The sequence below is a fragment of the Polynucleobacter sp. Latsch14-2 genome (assembly GCF_018881925.1).
In the GTDB taxonomy this organism is placed as follows: domain Bacteria; phylum Pseudomonadota; class Gammaproteobacteria; order Burkholderiales; family Burkholderiaceae; genus Polynucleobacter.
Genome location: NZ_JACVPL010000003.1, coordinates 154534 through 177685, shown reverse-complemented (window position 1 = coordinate 177685; position 23152 = coordinate 154534). Strand labels below are relative to the sequence as shown.

The window sequence follows — 23152 nt, the reverse complement described above, 5'->3', positions numbered from 1 at the left end:
TAGATCAATGAGTAATGCAATTCAGAAGCTAATGGAACCACGCAGTATCGCGATTATTGGTGCCTCAACTGATCCCAAGAAAACTGCAGGTAGGCCGATTGCTTATTTGCAGAAGCATCATTTTAAAGGAAAGATTTATCCAGTAAACCCTCGGGTTGAAGAGATCTCTGGATTGAAATGCTATCCAGATATTGGAGCTCTGCCAGAAACCCCAGATGTAGCCATCATTATGGTCGGAACCGATAAGGCCTTAAGTGCGGTAAAAGAATTGGCAGCATTAGGAACGCCGGCAGCTATTGTCCTTACTAGCGGTTTTGCCGAGCATGGTCCTGAAGGATTGAAGAAGCAAGAAGAGCTCATTGCTGCCGCTGGAAGTATGCGTATTCTTGGGCCCAACACTATTGGTATGGTCAATATTACCGATGACATTCCTTTGTCGCCGAGTAGTGCTTTAGAAATGGATGAGTTCCCTAAGGGTTCAGTAAGTGTTATCTCGCAAAGTGGCGGCATTTTGGGTTCGCTCTTATCACGAGCAACCGCTTGCGGCCTCGGATTGTCAAAATTGGTTTCAACCAGCAATGAGGCTGATCTTGGGCTGGCCGATTTTGTGGATTACTTGGTCAATGATTCGAGCACTAAGGTGATTGTGCTTTATATCGAAAGCATTCGTCATCCCGAGAAATTTCGTGCATCAGCCCTAAGAGCAAGACAAGCCGGTAAGCCAATTGTTGTCTATAAGGTTGGCAAGTCTGAAGCGGGTGTTAAGGCTGCCATTTCTCATACCGGCGCCTTAGCTGGTTCAGACAAAATGTACGATGCCTTATTTAAGCAGGTTGGTATTATTCGCGCCAATACATTTGCTGAGTATCTGGATATTCCTGCAGCATTAGCTTCCGGAAGAGTTCTCAAAGGTAAGCGAGTTGCGATTTTGACTTCAACCGGCGGTGCGGGAACATTGGTCGCAGATAGTTTGGGTGAATGGGGTTTCGAAACCCCTGTACCCGATGAAAAAACTGCTGCACGTTTGCGTGCGCTGCAGCCCGGGGATCAAGCTGTTTTAGATCGCAATCCAATTGATGTCACTTTAGCTGGTTTACAGCCCGATTTATTGCGAAGCGCAATCGGCGCCTTATTGGATAGCCCCACTTACGATGCCTTGATTTTAATTTTGGGCTCTTCTAGTTTATCAATGCCGGATTTAATGGCGGGTGCGGTCCGCGACTGTATGCTAACGAGCGATAAGCCTGTGATCGCCTATGTCAGTCCTCATGCGCCAATAGCAGGCGCTTTAATGACAAAGCTTGGCGTGCCAGCATTTTCACAACCAGAAAGCTGTAGCGTTGCCTTATCAAGCATGTTTCATGTCAGCAAGCTAAAAGAGAATACTTTGGCAGAGGGACTTGTTGCTCGGTCGTCAAAAAATCTCGATATAGATGCATTGCATGGATCTCTCAACGAACATCAGGCAAAAAATCTCTTTGCGGCATTTGGTATTGCTGGTGTTAAGGAATTAGTAGTTTCTGCTGGACAGGCGCATTTCGATGCGGCCAGCGAATTAGGTGAAAAGGTCGTTGTAAAAATTCTCTCAAATGAAATTTTGCACAAGACAGAAGTTGGTGGCGTTGCCTTGAATGTTCCAGTCTCTGGTATTGCTAGCAAAATTGCCGTAATGGCCCTGGAAGTCAAGGAAAAGTCGGGCGTTACTATTCAAGAATTTTTAGTGCAAGAAATGGCATCTGGCGGAATGGAATTTATGGTGGGGATGCATTGTGACCCACTTGGTACCGCTATTCTAGTAGGTATGGGGGGTGTTACTGCCGAGCTCTTTAAAGACACCCAGATGCGCTTAATTTCTCCAGGAAAGGCATTGAGCGGCGATGAAGTCCTAGAGATGTTGAAGGAGCTTAAAACCTGGCCTTTATTAGACGGTTATCGCGGAAGGCCTAAGTGCGATGTCAAGGCTTTAGTCGAAGCAATAGTGAGTTTTTCAGAGTTGGTGGCATCTTTAGATGGGCGACTAATAGAATGTGAGATAAATCCTTTATTTGTGTTTTCTGAAGGTAAGGGCATTAAAGCTGCAGATGGTATTGCAGTTCTAAGTTAACTCACCATGAATCAAAACTCTTCCAAGGTAATGCGCCCAATTCCATATCAAGATGGATATGTCGTTTGGCACGAATTTGGCGCACCGCGAGGTGATGCCTTGCCTTTGATCCTGTTGCACGGTGGGCATGGTAGCTGGGAGCACTGGATCAGCAATGTTGAGGCTCTATCAAAGCACTTTTATGTATTGGTGCCTGATATGCCTGGATACGGAGAATCCTCTCTATTTGACAGTCAATTCCAGGCGGGGATATTAGATCCCTTATTGACAACGATCAATGCGCTACTGGGGGCCGAGCAGTCATTCAACATTGCTGGCTTTTCTTTCGGTAGTTTTGTGGCGACTCATTTAGCCCTTCAAAGAAAAGACATTAATAAAATCGCATTATTAGGAACTGCTGGACATGGTGGGCCGAGACGTCCACGCGGCGATTTGCTGAGCTGGAGAAGTCTTTATGCCAAACGGGATTGGGATGGCGTAAGCGCTATCATGCGCAAAAATTTATATCTTCACATGATTAGCGAGTACGACAGGATTGATGCTTTAGCCATGAGGCTGCATCAAGACGCTTGCGTTGCTGCGCGCTTTAAAAGTAGGCCGATTTCTCGAGCGGGTGGTTTAGTGGAGCTCCTGCAGGATTATGGTGGAGAGGTTTTACTCATCTGCGGCGAGCATGATGTTACCTGTGTGCCGGAGTATTTAGAGGAAAGATTAGTGCATGGTCATTCCAATCGACAGATGGAGTTGGTAAAGGATGCAGGGCATTGGGTCCAATATGAAAAAGCAGACCAGGTAAATGCATCTTTGATTAAGTGGTTTGAGTAACGATTAAAAATATGACAAGCAAAATTAAAATTCACCATGAATCAGAGGTGATGGTAATCACTGTAGATAATCCTCCGATCAATGCCGGGTCAATCGAGGTTCGCCAAGGTCTTTTGGATGCCATTGCCGAGCTTGAGAGCCATGCTGAGTTGAAGGCTGCCATCATTATTGGTGCTGGCAGCACTTTTATTGCTGGCTCCGATATGAAGGAGTTCTCCCAACCATTAGCAGAGCCTCATTTGCCTAAGGTAATTGCAGCCATCGAAAATTGCCCAAAGCCAGTTGTTGCGGCATTGCATGGGGCGGCCCTTGGGGGTGGTTTTGAGCTAACCTTAGCTTGTGATGCACGCATTGCGTTGGTAGGTTCTATTATTGGTTTGCCAGAAGTAACGCTTGGCATTATTCCGGGCGCCGGTGGAACGCAGCGATTGCCTAGACTTATCGGCATTGAAAAATCGATCGAATTAATTTGTGCTGGAGCACGACTTAAGGTTGATGAGGCTCTCAAGCTAGGGATTATTGATCAAGTAGTTAAAAGTGATTTATTAGCCAATGCTATTGCGCTTGCAAAATCAATGGTGGGCAGCAAGAAAAGAATTCGGGATATTTCAACGCCGATCTCAACTGATCAAAGTATTCAAGCGGCTACACAAAAGGCATTAAAAGCGGGCAAAAATCGTCCGCAGGTGCAAGCGGCAATCGATATGATTTGCAATGCACAGGCGCTTCCGATTGACGAGGGACTAGCTCTGGAGCGTGAGGCCTTTCAAAATTTAAGAGTATCTACTGAAGCCAGAGCTTTAAGGCATCAGTTCTTTGCCGAGCGTAAGTTATTCAAGGCATTGAGTGGGAATGACGTTAAAGCGCAGCCAGTGAATCAGGTAGCGGTCATTGGCGCTGGGACGATGGGTTCTGGTATTGCAATAGCTTGCTTGTCAGCCGGATATTCTGTACTTCTTTTGGACCAGAGCGAGGCTGCCCTGGCTAGCGGCGTTAAAAAGCTTCAGCAATTTTATGCATCTCGCCTCAGTAATGGCAAGATGAGCCAAGAAAAGGTAAATGAAATTTTGCAACATTTTTCCCACTCTTCTGACTGGGCTGCGATTGCATCGGCGGATTTAATTATTGAAGCCGTGTTCGAAGATATTGATGTAAAGCATGAGGTGTTTCAGAAGATTGAGGCTCATGCAAATCAGAATGCTCTTTTGGCTTCAAATACTTCCTATTTAGACATTGATGCGATTGCAGCTAGAACCCGTAACCCATCTCGTGTGTTTGGGCTGCATTTCTTTAGCCCTGCCCAAGTGATGAAGTTACTTGAAATTGTGCGTTGCAAAGCTACATCACCAGCTGCAATTGCTACCAGCCTTAGTTTTGCAAAGCGCTTAGGAAAGATGCCCGTCATTAGCGGCAATACTTTTGGTTTTATTGGTAATCGTATCTATGCTGCATATCGTCGCCAATGTGAATTTATGTTGGAAGAAGGGGCCTATCCGGAGCAAATTGATAAGGCTTTGGAAGAATACGGTTTTGCTATGGGACCATTTGCTGTTGCGGATATGTCGGGCTTAGATATTGCATGGGGTATGCGCAAGAGTCAGTCCGCTACTAGAAATCCAGAACACCGCTATGTAACTATCCCGGACACCTTGTGTCGCCTAGGCCGCTTTGGGAGAAAGTCTGGTGCTGGGTACTACCAATATCTAGAAGGTACAAAGTTTGGCGCAGTCGATCCCTTGGTGACGCAATTGATCGATCGGGATAGCGTAGAAAAAGGTATTGTTCGCCGAGAGTTCACGTCACAAGAAATAGTTCATCGAGTTCTGATGTCAATGATTAATGAGGCCGCGCATGTAATGTCAGAAAAAGTAGCCTCTGTAAGTTCCGATTGTGATATTGCTTTAGTGAATGGGTATGGATTTCCGCGCTGGCGGGGTGGCCCTGTTTTTATTGCTGGCGAGATGGGGCAGGAGACCTTGGACGCTGAGTTAAAAAAACTGGCGGTAGTAAGTGGGGCAGGATTTGTGCAGGCCAATACGACTTTATTGTTTAAAGATCACGCAGAGGGATAAGTATGCGCATTGTTATTTCAGATGATCATCAAGATTGTATTCGGCATCTTGCTTGTTTTGACAAGCTCAAAAACCATCAGGTTGATATCTACAACGATACCGTTTCTGGAGTGGATGCTTTGGCCAAGAGATATCAAGATGCAGAGGCAATCGTCTTGATTCGAGAGAGGTCGGCAATCAATAAAGAGTTGCTGGATCGACTCCCAAAACTAAAAATCATTTCTCAAGCCGGCAAGATTGCTAGCCATGTCGACCTTGAGGCCTGTAAACAAAAAGGTATTGTGGTGGTGGATGGCAGAGGTTCTGGAACTGCTACTGCAGAGTTGAATATGTTGTTAATTCTGGCAGCTTTGCGTAGGTTTGTAGAAGAGGTAAATCGCCTAAAGAATGGTCAATGGCAAGGTTACCTGGGTGATCAGTTGTCTGGCAAGGTGTTAGGCGTCTATGGTTTTGGCCGAATTGGAAAGCAGGTTTGTGATCTCGGTAAGGCATTTGGAGCAAAGCCTCTGGTTTGGGGGCGGCAGAGCACTTTGGATAAAGCGATTCAGGAAGGTTTTGCTGTTGCCGAATCGAAGGAAGCGTTTTTCTCAACTAGCGATATTGTTTGCTTGCAGCTCAGACTCAATCCCCAGACACGCGGAATAGTTAGGGCTGCTGATTTAGCGCTTATGAAATCCACATCGATTCTGATTAATGTAAGTCGTGCAGAACTGATTGAGGATGGTGCGCTTGAATTTGGACTTAAGCAAGGACGACCTGCTTATGCAGCAGTAGATACCTATGAGGCTGAACCGATTTTAGAGTCAAACCATCCTCTGTTGAAGTTATCCAACTGTCTGTGTACTCCCCATATTGGTTTTGTTGAAAGGGATAACTATGAAGCTTATTTTGGGATAGCTTTTGACAACATTAACGCTTACATAGCCGGCACACCTCAGAATTGTGTTGATTGAAAATAGTAATGATGAATTATTTCGAAGGGTCTTGAAATGGATTTCAATTTAACAAGCGAGCAAGTTGCTTTTGCTGATGCGGTGCGTAAATTTTCTGAAAAAGAGCTTGCTCCTGGCGCACTAGAGCGGGCGCACAGCCCTAAATATCCTTGGGGTATTGCTGAAAAACTGAGCGCCCAGGGTCTTTTGGGCATTGCCTTTCCAGAAAAGGATGGCGGCATGGGTGGCACCTTAATGGATGCAGTTATTGCTATTCAAGAGGTTGCCTTACATTGCCCTAAGTCAGCCGACATTGTCCAGGCGGGAAACTTTGGCGCAATTAGAACCTTTGTTGAGTACGCAAGCGATGCACAAAAAGAAAAGTATCTCCCTGCTTTGTTGGCAGGGAAGAAAATTCTGGGGCTGGGTATGAGTGAGCCTGGTGCCGGCTCAGCTGTCACTGAATTAGTGACCTCTGCCAAAAAAGTGGATGGTGGTTATTTAATCAATGGCTCAAAGGTATTTTCAACTCATAGCCCTGAAGCAGGTGTTTTTTTGGTATATGTCCGTTTTGCTCCTGGACTCGATGGCATTGGCTCGGTCTTGGTCGATCGAGATGCGCCAGGTTTGACTGTAGGCCAGCCCAATAGTTTTATGAGTGGCGAGGAGTGGTCACAGTTATATTTTGAGGACTGCTTCATTCCAGACGAAGGTTTGTTACTAGGGCCAGGTGGCTTTAAGAAGCAAATTAGCGGTTTTAATGTGGAGCGTATTGGCAACTCATCACGCTCTCTGGCTTTGGGGCGTTATGCATTTAATAAAGCCAAAGAATATGCTACGGTACGTGAGCAGTTTGGTAAGCAGATTTGTGAATTTCAGGGCATACAGTGGAAATTTGCAGAAATGGCAGTGAAGTTAGATGCCGCTCAATTAATGCTTTATAGGGCTGCCGTTAATGCAGAAATCGGCCTGCCTTCTGCCTATGAAACAACTGCTGCTAAATTAATATGCAATACCACTGGTTTTGAAGTGGCAAATGAGGCACTGCAAATCATGGGTGCTACTGGTTATAGCCAGGAAACTTTGGTTGAGTATTGTGTGCGTCGCACCCGTGGGTGGATGATTGCAGGTGGTTCTATCGAGATTCTGAAGAATAGGCTTGCCGAAGAGGTGTTTGATAGACGATTTAACCAAAGAGCTTAGCATTTAATGTAGTATTTTTAAAAATAATGATTAGAGACAAGATAACGATATGAAATTTATTCAAAATATTGCAGTTCTTCTTGGGTGTGTATTGGGTGTTTTGCCAAACGCCTTTTCTCAGTCGGCTGCCAATTATCCCGATAGACCAATTAAGATTATTGTTTCATTCACTGCAGGCGGAACCACTGATATTTTGGCGCGAGAAGTTGCCAATCAATTGAGTATCCGCTGGAAGGTTCCCGTGATTGTTGAAAATAAACCGGGTGCTGCGGGCAACATGGGTACAGAGGTTGTCGGTCGAGCTGCACCTGATGGTTATTTGTTGTTGGCCAATTCAATTGGGCCTATTTCCATTAACCCCACTCTTTTTGGTAATCTGGCAGTCAATCCTCAAAAGGCCTTGCAGCCAGTGGCCCTTTTGGGTGATGTACCAAATATTTTGGTGGTCCCAACCACTATTGGGGTTAAAAACTGGAAGGAGTTCGTGGCTTATGCGAAGGCAAATTCAGGGAGTCTTAACTATGGTTCTACTGGCATTGGCACGACGGCTCATTTAATTAGCTATCTGTTTTCGCAAAAGGTAGGGCTGAATGCAAGCCATATCCCATACAAGGGTGCAGAAGCAACGCGAGATTTAATTGCTGGTCGCTTGCAATTTATGTTTGCGACTGCGCCATCAGTAGTGCCTTTAATCAAGGCTGGTCAGCTCAATGCGATTGCCGTGTCTTCTAAAAAAAGAATTAGCGCTATGCCAGATCTGCCAACTTTAAATGAATTGGGTGTTGATATTGCAACCGGCGCCTGGTTTGGTTTATTTGCGCCCATCGGCACAAATCCTGCAATTGTTAAAAAGCTGAATGAAACAGTTGTGAGTATTCTGGAAGAGCCGGTGATTAGGCAGAAACTGCTTAGCCTTGGAGCTGACCCAATTGCAATGAGTGTGCCGGAATTTACGAAATTTGTGCATAACGATTACGCCATGTGGGCGCCTATCGTAAAGGCCTCTGGTGCAAAACCTGAGTAAGTTATGACTTTATTACAAGAGTTTGGCCAATTTATTGAGGCGAGTCACCGCACTTCATTTACTCAGCACACAATGCATAGTGCTCGTAGAGCACTATTGGATTGGCATGGCGCACTGATTGCTGGCTCTGATACTGATGCTGCAATCAGACTCAGATCTGCCTATGCAGAGGAGTTTGGTGCTGGAGAGTGCTCGATAGCTGGCATTGATCAAAAAGTATTTTCTAGGGCTGCAGCATTTATGAATGGGACCATCTCCCACATCGCAGAGTTTGACGATATTTTTCGTGATGGCGCTTTCCATCCTGCATGCCCAACGATTGCAGCTGTTTTTGCTCTAGCTGAGCAGCGCAATGACTCCATAGAAGAGCTGCTTACTGCAATTATCGTTGGCTACGAGGTTTCCACCAGGATTAGTAAAGTTATTCAACCTAGTCACTATCAATTTTTCCATACGACAGGAACCGTTGGTGTGTTTGGGGCCGCTGCAGCTTGCGCATATTTACTCAATCTCAATGCGGCACAAGCATGCGATGCACTTGCTACGGCCGGAACATTTGCAAGTGGTCTGCAGCAAGCCTTTCGGTCTGATTCCATGACAAAGCCAATGCACCCTGGGCACGCAGCTGAGGTTGGATTAAATGCTGCGCTAGTGGCTCAGGCTGGCATGACTGGTACTCCAGATTTATTAGAGGGAGATGCAGGGTTTGGCGCTGCTCTTTGTGATGGCCCTCGATGGCATGAACTGTTTGATAATCTCGGCTCCACCTGGAACATTGATCAGATGACCTTTAAGAACCATGGGTGTTGCGGTCATAATTTTCCAGCAATTGATGCAGTCGCTAATTTATTAAGCAAACATGCAGTAAAAGTAGCGAAGATTAAAGAAATTAGGGTGGGGGTTTATCGGGCAACTAATGAGGTCTGTCGATATGTTCACCCCACTACGCCTTTTGAGGCGAAATTTAGTTTGACCTATACGGTCGCTGCAAGAATTATTCTCGGACGAGTTCGGGAAAAGGCATTCTTACCAGACGCCTTAAAGAGTCCTGATATTTATGCGCTCGAGGATAAGATCAAGCTATCCATTGATTCAGAATGCACTGATAAATTCCCCGTCCATCGCTCTGCTAAAGTTCAAATCGAAATGCAAGACGGAGAGATTTATACCCATCATCAACTCACTCGCCATGGCGACCCTGATGAGCCGCTCACCGATCAAGAGTTGTTGGATAAGTTCAATGAGTTAACAGAGCCGAGGATCGGCGTAGAGAGAGCGCAGGTTCTGTCTGCACAGATTTTGACTCAGTCAACATCGGTACGACACTTGACTCAATCTTGGTCGTAAATACCCTAATATCAGACGAAATATTTAAACTTAAGCTCTTTCAGTAAGGGATGTTAGATATGAATCCAGGTCGTTTGCAATTACCTTCTTTGAAAAACCAAGTCAGTCCTGAGGAGTGGAACGCTCGGGTTGATTTAGCTGCCTGCTATCGGTTGATTGCTCATTATGGAATGTCTGACATGATGGCAAATCACGTAACAATTCGCGTTCCTGGTGAAGATAATGCATTTCTCACCAATCCATACGGCATGATGTATGAGGAAATGTTTGCTTCATGTTTTATTAAAATTAATCATGATGGCCAAATATTATCTAAGCCTGATTTTGGTGAGCTAAATTATGGCCTTAATAAACCAGGTTATATTTTGCACAGCGCTGTTCATCATGCGCGGCCAGAGGTGAATTGCGTCATTCACACACATACTCCCGCCGGTATGGCTGTCTCCTCTTTGAAATGTGGCTTATTGCCGATTAATCAAACCTCCATGCGATTCTTGAAGATTAGCTATCACGACTATATGGGCGTGGTTTTGGATATGTCTGAGCAAGAGTTATTGGTTCAAGATTTGGGTACATCAGAAGCGATGATTTTGCGTAATCATGGTCTTTTAACTTTGGGTAGAACAGCGGGCGAGGCTTTTAATTGGATGCATCGTTTAGAGACTTCATGTCGCGCTCAACTTGCTGCGATGGCTTGTAATACACCTTTGCAGGCAGTGCCTCAAGCCGTTCTGGAAGAGACTTATATGAATTACCAGCCACAAACGCGTCGTCCTTATGGCTTGATGGAGTGGCCAGCTTTATTGAGAATGCTGGATCGCTTAGACCCAAGTTTTAGGGATTAATTGGCTGTATTGATATGATCCTCAAAGACCTTCAAAAGCCAATTCGTATTTTAGTGAGTCAAGTTGCATTGGTGGATTTGAACTCTAGGCTTGAGGGGCGTACTGATTTATCTTATGAATTATTGTCTAGCAGTAATGTTGCTCCCGGCGCTGAATTTGATGTGGCTCTGATTTCGCGAGATGTAACATCTACTTCTACCAAGCAGAACATTACAGCCTATACGCAGGCGTTTTATGATTTGCTACTAGGTTCGAAAGATTTACGTTGGGTTCAACTGCACTCCGCAGGGGCTGACCGCCATATTTATCTAGACTTGATGAAACGTGGCGTTGTGATCTCCGGATCCTCTGGTGTGAATGCGCAGATTGTGACGCAAAATGCTATTGCTGGCGTTCTGATGCTGGCAAGAGAATTTCCAAAAATGCTTAAGGCGCAGTCTGAGAGGCGCTGGGATTCATTAATTAACTATCCGCTACCACCGGATTTGGCTGGTCAAACTGCCGTTATTCTTGGCAGAGGCCCGATTGGCAATGGGATTGCAAAAATTCTTTGTCTATTGGGATTGCATGTGATTCGTATAGGTTTTTCGCAGCACACAGATTATGTGGCAGAGCTTGGTATTGAAGACCGGCATTTTTCAGAATTGAGGGATTTGCTACCTAAGGCAAACTGGCTCATTTTGGCCTGTCCTCTGAGTAAAGAGACGCATCATTTGCTCAACAAGGAAACGATTGCATTGCTACCTAATGCAGCTCACCTGGTTAATATTGCACGCGGTGAGATCATTTGCGAGCCAGACTTAATAGAAGCATTAGCTGCTAAAAAAATAGCTGGTGCATATTTGGATGTTTTCGCCTCAGAACCCCTAGGCCTAGACTCACCGCTTTGGAGCATAGATAAGGTGATCGTTACCCCTCATTCAGCAGGGCACTCTGCAGGCAATGAAAGTAGGGTTTTAGATCTGTTCGTTGAAAACCTATTGCGTTACGCGCATGGAGAAGTTCTTAAAAATACCATTCAGTCTTCCTGAATCAATCAAGGACTCATTGCCTTGTTAATGAGTCTCTAGAAATTGCTTAAGCCTGTCTTTCCACCATCTAGCCTGGCCAGTAGTGGAGTGCCCCGAAGTTTGATCGCTTGAAGGAATTAAGAATAATTCCGCTGACTTTATTTTCTTCAGCTGCTTTTCCATAATTCCCAGTTCAGGCGGATTTCTTTCGTCATCTGCAGCATTGATGACTAATACTTTTGCCCTAATTTGGGCTACCCGCTCGCCTGGATTGAAATCTCTAGAAGATTCCCATTGGTATAGAAAATCGTTGGCATCCATGGTGAATGGCGCACTCAAGCGCTCATTAATGATGGCATCGGCCTTCTCACTATTAGGGGCTAAGAACTGCAATCGTTTATTCCCACCCGCAGTGGCGGCTCCATAAAAAACACTCACAAATTGAGCGCTCTTGGGTTGCGTTTGATAATTGCCATTATTCCAGTCAGGATCGCGGCGAACGGCTTCAGAGATAAACCTGCGCATCATCCAATTGCGTCCTGACATTGCGCTGGGGGTGGATGCCATGGGTGCCAGATAGTCCATGTATTTCGGGTGCTCAATGCCCCAGAGCCAAGTCTGCATGCCCCCCATAGAGTTGCCTAATACAAGTTTTAGATGTTGTATGCCCAATCCTTCAGATACTAGTCTGTATTGGGCTTGCACCATATCGTCGTAGTTATATTGTGGAAACTGAGTTCTTAAGCCGTTAGAGGGCTTGGTCGATTTACCGACGCCGATTGCATCCGGAATAATGATGAAGTATTTATTTGCATCGAGCACTTGGCCTGCTTGAAAGAGTTCTTCACCAAAGTCTTTGTTGAGCATACCCTTAGCCGATCCTGCAGTGCCATGCAAAATAAGAATAGCCGGGTTATTTGGGTTACCAAGCGTGATGTAACCAATATTGAGCTCCTTAAAGCTCTCCCCAGTATGGAATTGAAAATCTTTTGCAACCCACACCCCCTCTTTTTGATTGGAGTAGTCGACCGCATATGACAGGCTGCTAAGCCCTAGGAGAATGGCCAAGAGGAGTCTTTTCATTGCGTTCCCGTTAGATGTAGTATTTGGCATTAGATTTATAAAACTATACAAGGAGATTGGGGATGTTTCTCAAACATATATTCACCACTACTTTAACTCTATTTTCTATAGCGACTTATGCCGCTGATTTAACTGGTATCGCTGCGCGTTCTGAGATTTATTCGATTCCTACACTTACGATAACTGACAAGCAATTCTTGCTTGGCGATAAAAATGGTAAAGAGGTGCTGGTCGGTGGCATTCTCCGATTTCCGCCTAAGCCAGTAAGTGAAAAAATTCCGGTTATCTTTTTAGTTCATGGCTCTAGTGGCATAGGGGCTAATGTTGATTTTTGGTCAAATCATTTTTTATCTGAGGGCTATGCGACTTTTAGCTTAGATGGTTTTACTGGCAGAGGTTTAACAGTGGTTGGTCCAAACCAAGGATTGCTTGGTAGATTAAATCTGATTTTAGATAGCTACAGAGCCATGGAGATATTGGGTAAGCACCCGCGTTTAGATGCCAATAAATTCGTGATGATGGGATTTTCTAGAGGAGGTCAGGCCGCCTTGTTTTCTAGTATTCAGCGCTTTAATGACACCTGGAATAACAGTGGAACCCAATTTGCAGCTCACATCCCGTTTTATGCAGACTGCGGGACGAGTTATATTGACGATGAAAAGACAACTGGTAAGTTGGTTCAGTTGCATCATGGCAAAGCTGATGATTACAACCCATTAGACTCTTGCAGGCCCTATGTCGCAAAGTTAAAAGCTGCAAACCAGCAGGTGGAGCTAAATGAGTATGATTTTGGACCGCATGCCTTTGACTCACCCTTGGGTGCAAGACCGCCTACTGTTTCTAAAGGGGCTCAGACAGTAAGAGATTGTCGAATTATTGAAAAAACTAAGGGTTTGTTAGTGAATGCAGAAACTAATCAAGAGTTTAAGTATTCGGATGCTTGTGTTCAAATTGGCCCGCATACCGGTATAGATGAGGAAGCTACTCAAAAAGCAGCGCAACGAATTGACGCCACCTTATTGCAGTTATTTAAATAGCGGTCGTTAACTGCTGCTAAATCTGAACGATGAGCTTGAAGTTTAGGGGTCTGATGCGTTCGTCAATGTAATAGCCTCCATACTCCCCATAGCGAAGATATTTGCGACTACAGTCAATGCATTCATATACATCACATCGATTGTAAGGATAGAAGCCAATTGCTATTGGAGCATCAGGAGACCACGAATGCGTGCCATGCGGATGATATTCTTCCCAAATCTCTGGGGCATCTTCTGAGCGCAGTGTGCCAAGCAGTCGCAATGATTTGAGAGGAAAGCTTCCTGGAACCGATTCCCAGCCAGGTCGCATAAGCGCATTGCAGGTAGCGCATTTTGAAGTGGCGTGGCTTGCAGTGGCCATTGCCATCAGCTCGCTAGCATTTAGTGCTTTCACTTTAAGTGCTCTAATTAGCTCTTAATGGCAGAGGCTATGCGCCTCGTTGCCTTAGGGGGGCTTGAGTCGATATGAAAACGATGACGCTCCTCTTGCATCGCTAAATCGTCAGCAGTGAAGCGATCAAATCTTCTAAGGTAATCAGCCCAGGTTTCGAATACAAAATATTCCAAAAACTTACCAGCGTGTTCGGCATCCTCAAATAGACTCCAAGATAACGCACCTTGCTTGAGTCTGGATCTTCTCGTCTTAGCCATTAACTTTTTGAATTCTTCCGAATGACCTTTATTCACGTGGTACTCCATAGAGATCATCACTGGCCCTTCATCAGGATCGATATCTCTGGCTGGATGAGGTCGTTCAATTGGGCAAACTGGACTGAGATCCTCACCGGCATAGCCATCGATTCGATGCTTACGAATAGCGGCTAAGGCAATGAGACCAAAGATTGCGCTAATGCAAACACTTGCAGTGACATTGCTTGAGCTAGTAATTTTCCCCCAAAGAAATGCGCCAATAGCGCTACCGCCCATCAGACTCATTTGATAAAAGGACATGCCTCTAGCCCGAATCCAGTTTGGTAAAGATAGTTGGGAGGAGGTGCCAAGAGTGTTTGCAACACAAAACCAAGACATGCCGCTAATTACCATTAATGGGAGTGCATACCAAATGCCAGGAACAAGCACTACGCCAACGGAGCTGAGCGACAGGATAATAATTCCATAGTTTGCTAGTTGTTGAGGTTTCCAGCGCACTCTAAGATGCTGGAGCTGAGAGCCAGCCAGAATTGCTCCGAATCCTAAAGAGGATAGCAATAACGTAAATGTATTGGCATTACCTTCAAAGTGATCTTTAGCAATCACTGGTAGAAGCGCAAGCAAGCATGAAGATTGGGTATAGAACAAAAATGATCTAAGCAAGATGGAGCGCATTGGCTTAGATTGACGTATATATTGTGCACCAAGTCGCATGGCGCCAAAGAAGCGCTCACCTGGTAACGTGGAAACATAGCTCTGGTTCTTCCATTTCACAACAATCCACGTTGCGCCCAAAGAGAGAATCATGTTGAGTGCAAAGACATACTCAGTACCAAAGCTGGCAATAATCAGTCCGGCAATCAATGGACCCAAAATTCGGGAGGTGTTCATTGCGATGGAGTTCATGCCCAGTGCGAGATGAAGAGAGTCTCTCGGAATAATTTCAGGAACAATGGAGGCGTAGACTGGCCAGCGCATTGCTAAACCCACTCCATTAACAAAAGTGAGTACGAGGAGCAGGCCGGGATCCAGCAGGTTAAAAGTAGAGGATATAAATAATAGGACTGCATTAACTGCAACCCAGAGCTGAGTAAATACTAAAAAGCGCTTGCGATTCAAGATATCCGCTAAGGCACCACAAGGTACACCCAACAACAGCACAGGCAAATTAGATGCGGTTTGCACTAAGGCGATCAGCGTCGCCGAGGTAGTCAGCGAGGTCATCATCCAAGCTGCAGCGACATCGTTTGTCCACATACAGATATTGGCGACAAGCCACGTAGACCATAGCGCCCTAAAGGCGGGGAATTTAAGGGGTGTTAGCCATACCGGTAATTTGGATAACAACGGGATGTGCGTGTTCATAGCGCCAATTTTACTTGAAGCTACCCAGATTGAGTATGCTGCCGCACTCTAGGCAACACTACTTTTATCGCCGGATGAGGTCCATCCCGCCATCTTCGATAGCTTGGGCTGACTGTTTAGAGCTTAAAAGTTGGATGAATTTTTGAGCAGATGCCGATTCTTTTGAGCCCACCACAATAGCCGCAGCAAAAGTCTGAATTAACTGAAGCTCTTGCGGGAGGCGGCCAATGTAATCAATTCCGGCAACATTCACTAGCTCGCTAGTAGGTTGTACCGCCATCGCCACTTGCTTTGCTGCCAATAGTGTAGTTGCCTGGCTGCCACGCTCTGTTACTGTGACTGAGATTTGATTGCTCACACCAAGACTAGGAAATAGTTCATTTGTGAGATAGATGCCGCTAGTGCTTCCTGGTACTGCGATGGACTTGGCATCAATTAGGCTTTGCTTAAATGCTGTGATGGTGCCGATATTGGGTTTTGGACTGCCACTAGGCACTGCTGCACCAAGGGGGGCGTTTGCTAGGTCAACATCCGTTCCAGGGATAATTCTTCCTTGCTCCATCAGTTCGGCAAGACCCTCTCTCGACATGATGACAATATCTGTGGCAATGCCTTTATTGAGCTGAGCTTTAATGGTTTTTGGGCCAGTGCCTTGAGATGCTCCCGAGAGGGTGTTCACGCTAATTCCAGTCATTTTTTCAAAATGGGGAAGCATTTGCTGGTATGGCCCATTAAAGCCGCCAGAGATCATTACGGTGAGTTGTGCCATGGCTGATGAACTAATAAATAGAGTAGCAATGATACTAATAATGTATTTCAATCTGCACCTTTATTTGATTCGAATAAAACGTTGAGCCCGTTTACCAGTATCGACTTCAGTTGTATAAACGCTGCCGTCTGAATCTACGGCAATGTTATGAACCCAGTGAAAATCGCCTGCATTTCGTCCGCTCCTCCCAAAAGAGCCGACTTTCTGGCCAGTCGCGCGATCTAGAACAGCAACTTCATTATTGGTGCCATCGGCAATCAAGATATATTTTTGGCTTGCGTCTGACGGAATGAGATCCCACACAGACCCTGAGCCTTTGGTATCGATTTCATAAGCCATCTCACGAATAAACTTGCCATTCTTTTCAAAAACCTGGATGCGGTTATTGGCACGATCACAAACAAGAAGTGTGTTGTCTTTCATCAGGCGAACACAATGCACTGGGTTGGAAAATTGCGATGACTTGGGATTAAAGCCATCCATCTTCTCATCGCTGGGTGTATTGCCATAAGCGCCCCAATGGCGCTTATAAGCCCCGGTGTTGGAATCAAAAACAATCACGCGTTTGTTAAGGTAGCCATCGGCAACATAAACTTCATTGGCAACTGGGTCTACATTCATATGGGCGGGGCGACCAAGCTGTGAGGTGCTATTACTTCCCAAACTTTTTCCTGATGAGCCGATTTGCAAAAGAAATTTTCCTTGGGGGGTGAACTTCAAAATCATGTGATCAGTCACATCGTTACCACCAACCCAAACATTCCCGGTTGGATCTATGTAAATACCATGCTCATTTTTGGGCCATTCATACCCAGCACCAGGACCGCCCCAAGCATGTAATAAGTTTCCTTGCTGATCAAACTCCAGAACTGGAGGTGCAGGTATGCAGCATTTAGAGCGTTTTGGAGTTAATGTCGCACCCCTCTCATCATCGGTTAATGTTAATGGTCGATGAATAACCCAAATATGATTATTCACATCGGTTGCAACACCGGACACTTGCCCCAAGATCCAGTTATTTGGCAAGGGTTTTGGCCAGCTGGGGTCAACTTTGTATTGAGGTGCTTTTGTGGTGGGAGAATTTTGTGCGAGCGTTGCTCCACCAGCGATCAACATTAGAACCAACAATGAAAGGCGAATAAATGCGCTCATGTAAAAGTCTCCTTTTAATAATTCTTTTTATTGCCAGAAGCTTAGCTCAAAACCATTAGTAGCAAGCCAAAGTTCAGGGGTATTCCCCTAGAATCAAAATGCAGTTCACATAACTTGAGAGCTACTAGTGGTATGTCTCTATAAGAAAGCAATTCAATCAAGAGTAGATTGTTTTTGATGACATTGATTGACCAAAACTGAGGAGACTTTGATGAGCAAGAGCCCATTTGATTTAAATGCAATGGCTAAACAGCAAAAGAGCATTGAGGTATCTAAGGCTGTGGGCCAGGTCGTGATCGAGAGTACTCAGGCAATTACCCAAATCAATCAACAGGCCGCCCAAGAGTTGGCCAGCCTCTTCCAGAAAAAAGTTGCGGCACTACTTAAAACCCAAGACCCTAAAGCTGCCTTTGATGATGTACATGCCGAAGTGTTACAAGATGCTGCGAAAGAAGTTTCCGAATATCAAGCTAAGTTAATGGGTGTGCTCAGTGGCGGCAATAAAGAGCTGAGCCGGATTGCTCAATCTATGATTGAGGAGTCAAAAGTGGACCTTATTCATTTTGTAAATGAAGCTACAAATAATGCGCCCCCAGGTTCCGAAGCTTATGTCTCTGTTTTTAAAACATCCTTCAACACTGCGCTGCAAAATTTTGAATTAGTGCGAGCTGCAATGGCCGATTCCTTCAATAGTTTTGAAAAGAGCGTAGAGAATATGTCTAACCTTGGTACTGCTAAGGCTAAGGTACCTAAGACCTCGACCAATAAGCGCCCTTAAAGTACCCATAGGCTCGTATTGGATAGGTATCACGCATTCATTGCTATTAAGGTATGATATTTTTTTCAATAAAAGTACATAAGGTGACACGTGACAACTGCTCGAATGGTCGTTCTCAAAGAATTGGGAATCGCTGACGTTATTCAATTGACTGACAAAGAATTAACCGCACCTGGTAAGGGTGAGGTACAAATTCGTCAAACAGCGATCGGTTTTAACTTTATTGATGTCTACCAACGCTCCGGTATCTATCCACTCGAACTACCTACTGGTCTTGGACATGAGGCTGCAGGTGTTGTGGAGCTGGTTGGCGATGACGTGACCAGATTTAAGGTGGGCGATCGCGTTGTCTATATGAATGCTGGAATTGGTGCTTATGCTAGTCATCGTAATGTTGCTGTTGATAAATTAGTTCCCATTCCTAGCGATGTTTCGGATGAGGTGGCAGCAGCCATTTTCTTTAAAGCAATGACTGCGCAGTATCTTGTTCAAAAAACCTACAAAGTGAAGGCTGGGGATGTAGTGCTGATCCATGCCGCTGCAGGTGGGGTAGGGCAGATCGTTGCTGGCTGGGCAAAAGCAATGGGTGCGTTTGTTGTGGGCACTGTCGGTTCGCAGGCCAAAGTGGCTGCAGCGAAAGCGGCTGGATGCGATGCAGTAATTGATTATTCGAAGCCTAATTGGGTGGAAGAGGTGCTCAAGGCTACAGGTGGACGTAAAGCAAATGTTGTTTATGACTCAGTAGCCAAAGATACCTTTATGGGCTCCTTGGATTGCGCAGCTCCTTTTGGGACTGTTGCCCTATTTGGCGCTGCATCAGGACCTGCCCCCGAGATTCAACCGGAAATTTTGAACAAGAAGGGCTGTCTATTTTTAACAAGGCCTTCCGTATTTCCTCATAACGCAACACCAGAACTACTTCAAGAAAATGCTCGTGCTGTATTTGAGGCAATTGCTAGTGGTGCCGTCAAAGTGCAGATCGGCGCTAAATTTAGCTTGGAGCAGGCCGCCGAGGCTCATAAAGCTGCTGAAGGTAGAAAGGTACCGGGCGCCATTGTGATGATCCCTTGATGATTTCCTGGGTGATTATGGATATATCAAGCCTCGTGATATTACGGGGCTTTTTTCTTTAGCGTCCCCAGTCAAGCTTAATTTGGTGCATTGCCATATAAGTCAGATGTCCTTTTCTGGGATATAGTTTTGGCAGGTTTATAAAAATATATTGGGAGATTTGTTCATGCGTATTCATTTGTTAAAAAGTTCTGTAGGTGCCACCCTAATGCTTGGCTTATTACTAGCCTTTGCTGCTGCTGGTGCGCAAGCGCAGAACTCCACTACTAGCGGCGCACAGGGTAAGGCTGAGGTCTTATGGCTTGGTCAAGCGGCATTTCGTATCAAGAGCCCTAATGGCAAGATGATTCTGATTGACCCATGGATCACTGGTGGACCTAAAACACCTCCAATGTATAAAAATGATTTATCCGCAATCGGGCCAGTTGATGTGCTGTTGGTGACGCATGCTCACGTTGATCATCTGGGCGATGCGCCAGCACTAGCTAAGATGTTTAACACCAAGCTATACGGCCCTGCAGACATGATCACACCTTTGAACACCTTGGGGGTTTTGCCGGCAGATCTTGGCCATCGTTTCAATAAAACGGGTAGCGTTACTCCAGTGCCTGGCATTAAAGTGACTGCAGTACAGGCAGAGCATTCTTCATTATTGGTTTGGAAAAATCCAGCGACTGATAAATTGGAGTCTCATCCAGCCGGTGAGCCGATGGGCTTCATTGTTGAGCTAGAGAACGGTTTCAAAATCTGGCATATGGGTGACACCGGACTTTTTAGTGATATGAAATTTATCAGCGAACATTACAAACCTGATTTGGTGTTGATTCCGATTGGGGGTAATTTCACCATGGCACCAGAGGATGCTGCGTATGCCTTGAAGACATGGGTTAAACCAAAGATGGTAATCCCGATGCATTACAACTCAAATCCCCTGGCCAAAGGCACTGTAGCTGAGTTCCAGGAGGCGATGAAGGGTAGTTCAATCAAGATCATTCCTATGACAGAGGGGCAGACAGTTCAGTTTTAATGCAAACCTTGCCCGAACGATCAAAACCCTGCGTAAACCGCAGGGTTTTTTTATGGGGCGGAAGAATTTATGCCGCAGTGCACTAAAGTTTGTTCTATATCAAATCCGTTCGCTCGAGGCTATCTGATACTAGAAGCTAAACGGGAATTGATTGATAGCCATGGACAAACATTACCTCTCTTACTTATTTCAGCCCAAAAGCATTGTGGTATTTGTCGGTGAGGCGGATGATTCGATCCGATCAAGTCCTTTTTCCCGGGATTTAGCGCAAGATCTCAATGCCCAGAAATTTAAAGGCACTCTTCAGTATTTGAATATTTATGCTCCCGATACCTTGCTGGAATTAGGTAAGCTCAAAGCGGAGTTGGCGATTATTTCGCTGCCACAGAAGGGTATTGTGACTGCATTAGATATGGCGGCTAGGATCAAATGTAAGGCCGCCCTAGTGATTGGAACCGGTATATCTTCCGGATTGGCTGCGGAAATTCATCAGGCGGCACATCGTCATGGTATTCATCTTTTGGGGCCAAACAGCTTGGGCTTCCAAATGCCAGCACTACAACTTAATGCCAGCGTGATCGGACCGATGGCAGCAGTTGGACCAGTAGGATTAATTTGCCAGTCAGGTGCATTGACAGCATCTATTTTGGATTGGGCCAAACAAAATCAAGTGGGGTTTTCAAATGTGGTGTCACTGGGCCCTAACTCTGACGTTGATATTGCCCAAGTGCTTGATTATTTGGCATCAGATTCACGCACACATAGTATTGTGATTTATCTCGAAGGTATTTCTAATGCACGTAGCTTTATGAGTGCATTACGTTCTGCCGCGAGAGCTAAGCCGGTAGTGGTTTTAAAAGCAGGTAGAAAATCGGCTGCGAATCTGGCTGCACAAACTCACAGCGGCGCCATTGTTGGTAGTGATGAGGTATTTGATGCGGCTCTGAGACGTGCGGGTGCCGTTAGGGTGCGGTCTTTTGTTGAGCTATTCTCAGCCGCTAAATGTTTGGCATCGCGCTATCGCCCAGTGGGCAAGCATTTAGCAGTCATCACTAATGGTGGGGGCCCAGGTGTTTTAGCTGCAGATTGGATTAATGAAATTCATCTGGAGTTAGGGATGTTGTCTCCTGAGGCAGTCGCGGCACTAAAGCCTATCGTCTCGCCACATGCCTCCCTAAGTGACTTGATTGATCTTTCTGAAGAGGCAACGCCAGAGCAATATCGCGCTGCTATTGAGGCTGCCAATAAAGAAAAAGATATTGATGGTTTGCTGGTAATTTATTCTCCAAAATTGGGTGTTGATGGTTTAGCTATTGCGCAGGCGATAGTGGATGTGAAGTCAAATATCAGCAAACCTGTATTGTGTTGTTGGATGGGTGATTCTTCAGTAATTAGCGCACGCGAGCTGATTGCTAACTCAACGATCCCAAGCTTTAGAACACCTGAAGCAGCGGTTGGCGCTTTCGGCAATATTGCCAGCTTCTATCAAAACCAGCGTTTATTGCAGCAAACACCGCCACCACTTTCAAATTTGGCTAAGCCTGACGTGGAGGGCGCGCGCCTGTTAATCGAGAATGTCCTTGCCGAGAGGCGCAACATATTGACTGAGATGGAATCAAAGGCATTACTTGCTGCATTCCATATTCCGGTTACTCAAACGATATTAGCCACCAGCTCTACTGAGGCTATGATGATTGCCACTCAGCTGGGGTACCCCGTTGCTTTAAAGATTGATTCACCTGACATTAGTCATAAGTCAGATGTGAATGGCGTAGCCCTTAATATCATGAACGCAGCTGGTGTTCGTGATGTATATAACGGCATCATTGAATCTGTTTCAGTATTGGCTCCAAAGGCTCGGATTAATGGGGTTACTGTTCAAAAAATGGCGCGTAGTAAACGCGGGCGTGAGCTTTATATTGGTTTAGTGACGGATGAGCCCTTTGGGCCGATGATTGCCTTTGGTGCTGGTGGCACCATGATCGAGTTACTCAATGACCGCACGATGGAACTACCGCCACTAAATCAATACCTAGCACACCGATTAATAGAGCGCTCACGTGTTGCTGAGACTTTAGGGGAGTGGCGTGGAGCGAGTGCAGTTGATGTTGCTTCGCTTGAACAGGTTCTATTACGCGTTTCAGAAATGGCTTGCGAGTTACCGCAATTGCGTGAGATGGATATTAATCCGATCATTGTTGATGAATTTGGCGCTGTAGCGGTTGACGCACGCATTGTGATTGATCGCCCACCTCAACCGGTAGATGGGCAATCACGCGTGTATAGCCATCTAGCGATTTTGCCCTATCCGCTACGCTATGAACAGATTTGGCCGATGAAGGGTGGTGGAGAATATGTCATTAGACCAATTCACCCAGATGATGCCGATATGTTGCAGCAGTTAGTGGCCGGCTTATCTCCAGAGAGTAGGTACTTCCGTTTTGTGGCTACTATCTCTGAGTTATCTCCAGCGATGCTTTCACGCTTCACTTTAATTGACTATGACCGTGAGATGGCTCTAGTCGCTATCTTGAAGGAGCGCAAATCGAATGAAGAAGGTGTTTCAGTTGAAACCCAAAGAATCATTGGGGTCTCGCGCTATATCACCAACCCCGATGTCGTAAGTTGTGAGTTCTCTTTGTTAGTAGCTGACGAATTTAGCGGGAAAGGTTTAGGCTCCCGTTTAATGTTGAGCATTATGGATGTTGCTCGCGACAAAGGCTTGAAGGAAATTGATGGCTTAGTTTTGGCGAATAATCCTGGAATGCTAAAGTTAATGACAGGCCTTGGATATAGGGTGAAAGAATTTGAAGAGGATCCTGATTTCAAAATTGTGACCCATGCCTTGTAGGTGTGG

Annotated in this window: 19 protein-coding genes; 14 read left to right on the top strand and 5 right to left on the bottom strand. The window is 45.5% G+C overall.

All coding sequences use genetic code 11. The features are described from left to right. Positions 1-7: 7 nt before the first annotated feature. From ICN46_RS04665 to ICN46_RS04625, 9 genes are read left to right on the top strand one after another with little or no spacing between them, the layout of a single operon-like run. On the top strand, positions 8-2104 hold the full coding sequence (locus tag ICN46_RS04665; RefSeq protein WP_216205191.1) for an acetate--CoA ligase family protein: 2097 nt from the start codon (positions 8-10) through the stop codon (positions 2102-2104). Positions 2105-2110: 6 nt separating this feature from the next. After that, positions 2111-2929, top strand: a complete 819-nt coding sequence (locus ICN46_RS04660; RefSeq protein ID WP_216205188.1) for an alpha/beta fold hydrolase — start codon at positions 2111-2113, stop codon at positions 2927-2929. 11 nt (positions 2930-2940) lie between these two features. Continuing rightward, on the top strand, positions 2941-5001 hold the full coding sequence (locus ICN46_RS04655) for a 3-hydroxyacyl-CoA dehydrogenase NAD-binding domain-containing protein (RefSeq protein WP_216205184.1): 2061 nt from the start codon (positions 2941-2943) through the stop codon (positions 4999-5001). A 2-nt stretch (positions 5002-5003) separates the two neighbouring features. Next, entirely contained in the window at positions 5004-5954 is a 951-nt protein-coding gene (locus ICN46_RS04650) for a D-2-hydroxyacid dehydrogenase family protein (RefSeq protein ID WP_216205183.1), read from the top strand. 36 nt (positions 5955-5990) lie between these two features. Beyond that, positions 5991-7136 (top strand): acyl-CoA dehydrogenase family protein, encoded by a 1146-nt coding sequence (locus ICN46_RS04645; RefSeq protein WP_216205179.1) that lies wholly within the window; start codon positions 5991-5993, stop codon positions 7134-7136. A gap of 49 nt (positions 7137-7185) precedes the next feature. Next, complete coding sequence (locus tag ICN46_RS04640) at positions 7186-8160, top strand: Bug family tripartite tricarboxylate transporter substrate binding protein (protein WP_216205175.1); 975 nt, start codon at positions 7186-7188, stop codon at positions 8158-8160. A 3-nt stretch (positions 8161-8163) separates the two neighbouring features. Further along, positions 8164-9507, top strand: coding sequence for an MmgE/PrpD family protein (locus ICN46_RS04635; RefSeq protein ID WP_216205172.1), 1344 nt, complete (start codon positions 8164-8166; stop codon positions 9505-9507). Positions 9508-9566: 59 nt separating this feature from the next. Further along, positions 9567-10352 carry a class II aldolase/adducin family protein gene (locus ICN46_RS04630; protein ID WP_216205170.1) on the top strand — a complete coding sequence of 262 codons (786 nt, stop codon included), beginning with the start codon at positions 9567-9569 and terminating at the stop codon, positions 10350-10352. Positions 10353-10366: 14 nt separating this feature from the next. After that, on the top strand, positions 10367-11383 hold the full coding sequence (locus ICN46_RS04625) for a D-2-hydroxyacid dehydrogenase (RefSeq protein WP_216205166.1): 1017 nt from the start codon (positions 10367-10369) through the stop codon (positions 11381-11383). 24 nt (positions 11384-11407) lie between these two features. On the opposite strand, the gene ICN46_RS04620 is transcribed toward ICN46_RS04625, so the two are convergent. After that, positions 11408-12445, bottom strand: a complete 1038-nt coding sequence (locus ICN46_RS04620) for an alpha/beta fold hydrolase (protein ID WP_255538745.1) — start codon at positions 12443-12445, stop codon at positions 11408-11410. Between the two features lie 62 nt (positions 12446-12507). On the opposite strand from ICN46_RS04620, the gene ICN46_RS04615 reads away from it, so the two are divergent. Beyond that, positions 12508-13482, top strand: a complete 975-nt coding sequence (locus tag ICN46_RS04615; RefSeq protein WP_216205159.1) for a dienelactone hydrolase family protein — start codon at positions 12508-12510, stop codon at positions 13480-13482. 16 nt (positions 13483-13498) lie between these two features. On the opposite strand, the gene ICN46_RS04610 is transcribed toward ICN46_RS04615, so the two are convergent. The 4 genes from ICN46_RS04610 to ICN46_RS04595 all read right to left on the bottom strand — a co-directional run bounded on the left by ICN46_RS04610 (position 13499) and on the right by ICN46_RS04595 (position 17419). Beyond that, positions 13499-13876 (bottom strand): hypothetical protein, encoded by a 378-nt coding sequence (locus ICN46_RS04610; RefSeq protein WP_370625481.1) that lies wholly within the window; start codon positions 13874-13876, stop codon positions 13499-13501. Between the two features lie 14 nt (positions 13877-13890). Beyond that, complete coding sequence (locus ICN46_RS04605; RefSeq protein ID WP_216205156.1) at positions 13891-15498, bottom strand: MFS transporter; 1608 nt, start codon at positions 15496-15498, stop codon at positions 13891-13893. 64 nt (positions 15499-15562) lie between these two features. Further along, positions 15563-16267 (bottom strand): substrate-binding domain-containing protein, encoded by a 705-nt coding sequence (locus tag ICN46_RS04600; protein WP_216205154.1) that lies wholly within the window; start codon positions 16265-16267, stop codon positions 15563-15565. Positions 16268-16327: 60 nt separating this feature from the next. Continuing rightward, entirely contained in the window at positions 16328-17419 is a 1092-nt protein-coding gene (locus ICN46_RS04595) for an NHL repeat-containing protein (protein WP_216205150.1), read from the bottom strand. Between the two features lie 211 nt (positions 17420-17630). On the opposite strand from ICN46_RS04595, the gene ICN46_RS04590 reads away from it, so the two are divergent. The 4 genes from ICN46_RS04590 (at position 17631) to ICN46_RS04575 (ending at position 23146) form a co-directional block, all read left to right on the top strand. Beyond that, positions 17631-18197: a phasin family protein gene (locus tag ICN46_RS04590; protein ID WP_216205147.1), complete on the top strand. Its 567-nt coding sequence runs from the start codon at positions 17631-17633 to the stop codon at positions 18195-18197. A 90-nt stretch (positions 18198-18287) separates the two neighbouring features. Further along, positions 18288-19268 carry a quinone oxidoreductase family protein gene (locus ICN46_RS04585; protein ID WP_370625480.1) on the top strand — a complete coding sequence of 327 codons (981 nt, stop codon included), beginning with the start codon at positions 18288-18290 and terminating at the stop codon, positions 19266-19268. Between the two features lie 166 nt (positions 19269-19434). After that, on the top strand, positions 19435-20295 hold the full coding sequence (locus ICN46_RS04580) for a metal-dependent hydrolase (RefSeq protein WP_216205144.1): 861 nt from the start codon (positions 19435-19437) through the stop codon (positions 20293-20295). A gap of 160 nt (positions 20296-20455) precedes the next feature. Further along, positions 20456-23146, top strand: a complete 2691-nt coding sequence (locus ICN46_RS04575) for a bifunctional acetate--CoA ligase family protein/GNAT family N-acetyltransferase (protein ID WP_216205141.1) — start codon at positions 20456-20458, stop codon at positions 23144-23146. Positions 23147-23152 lie beyond the last annotated feature (6 nt).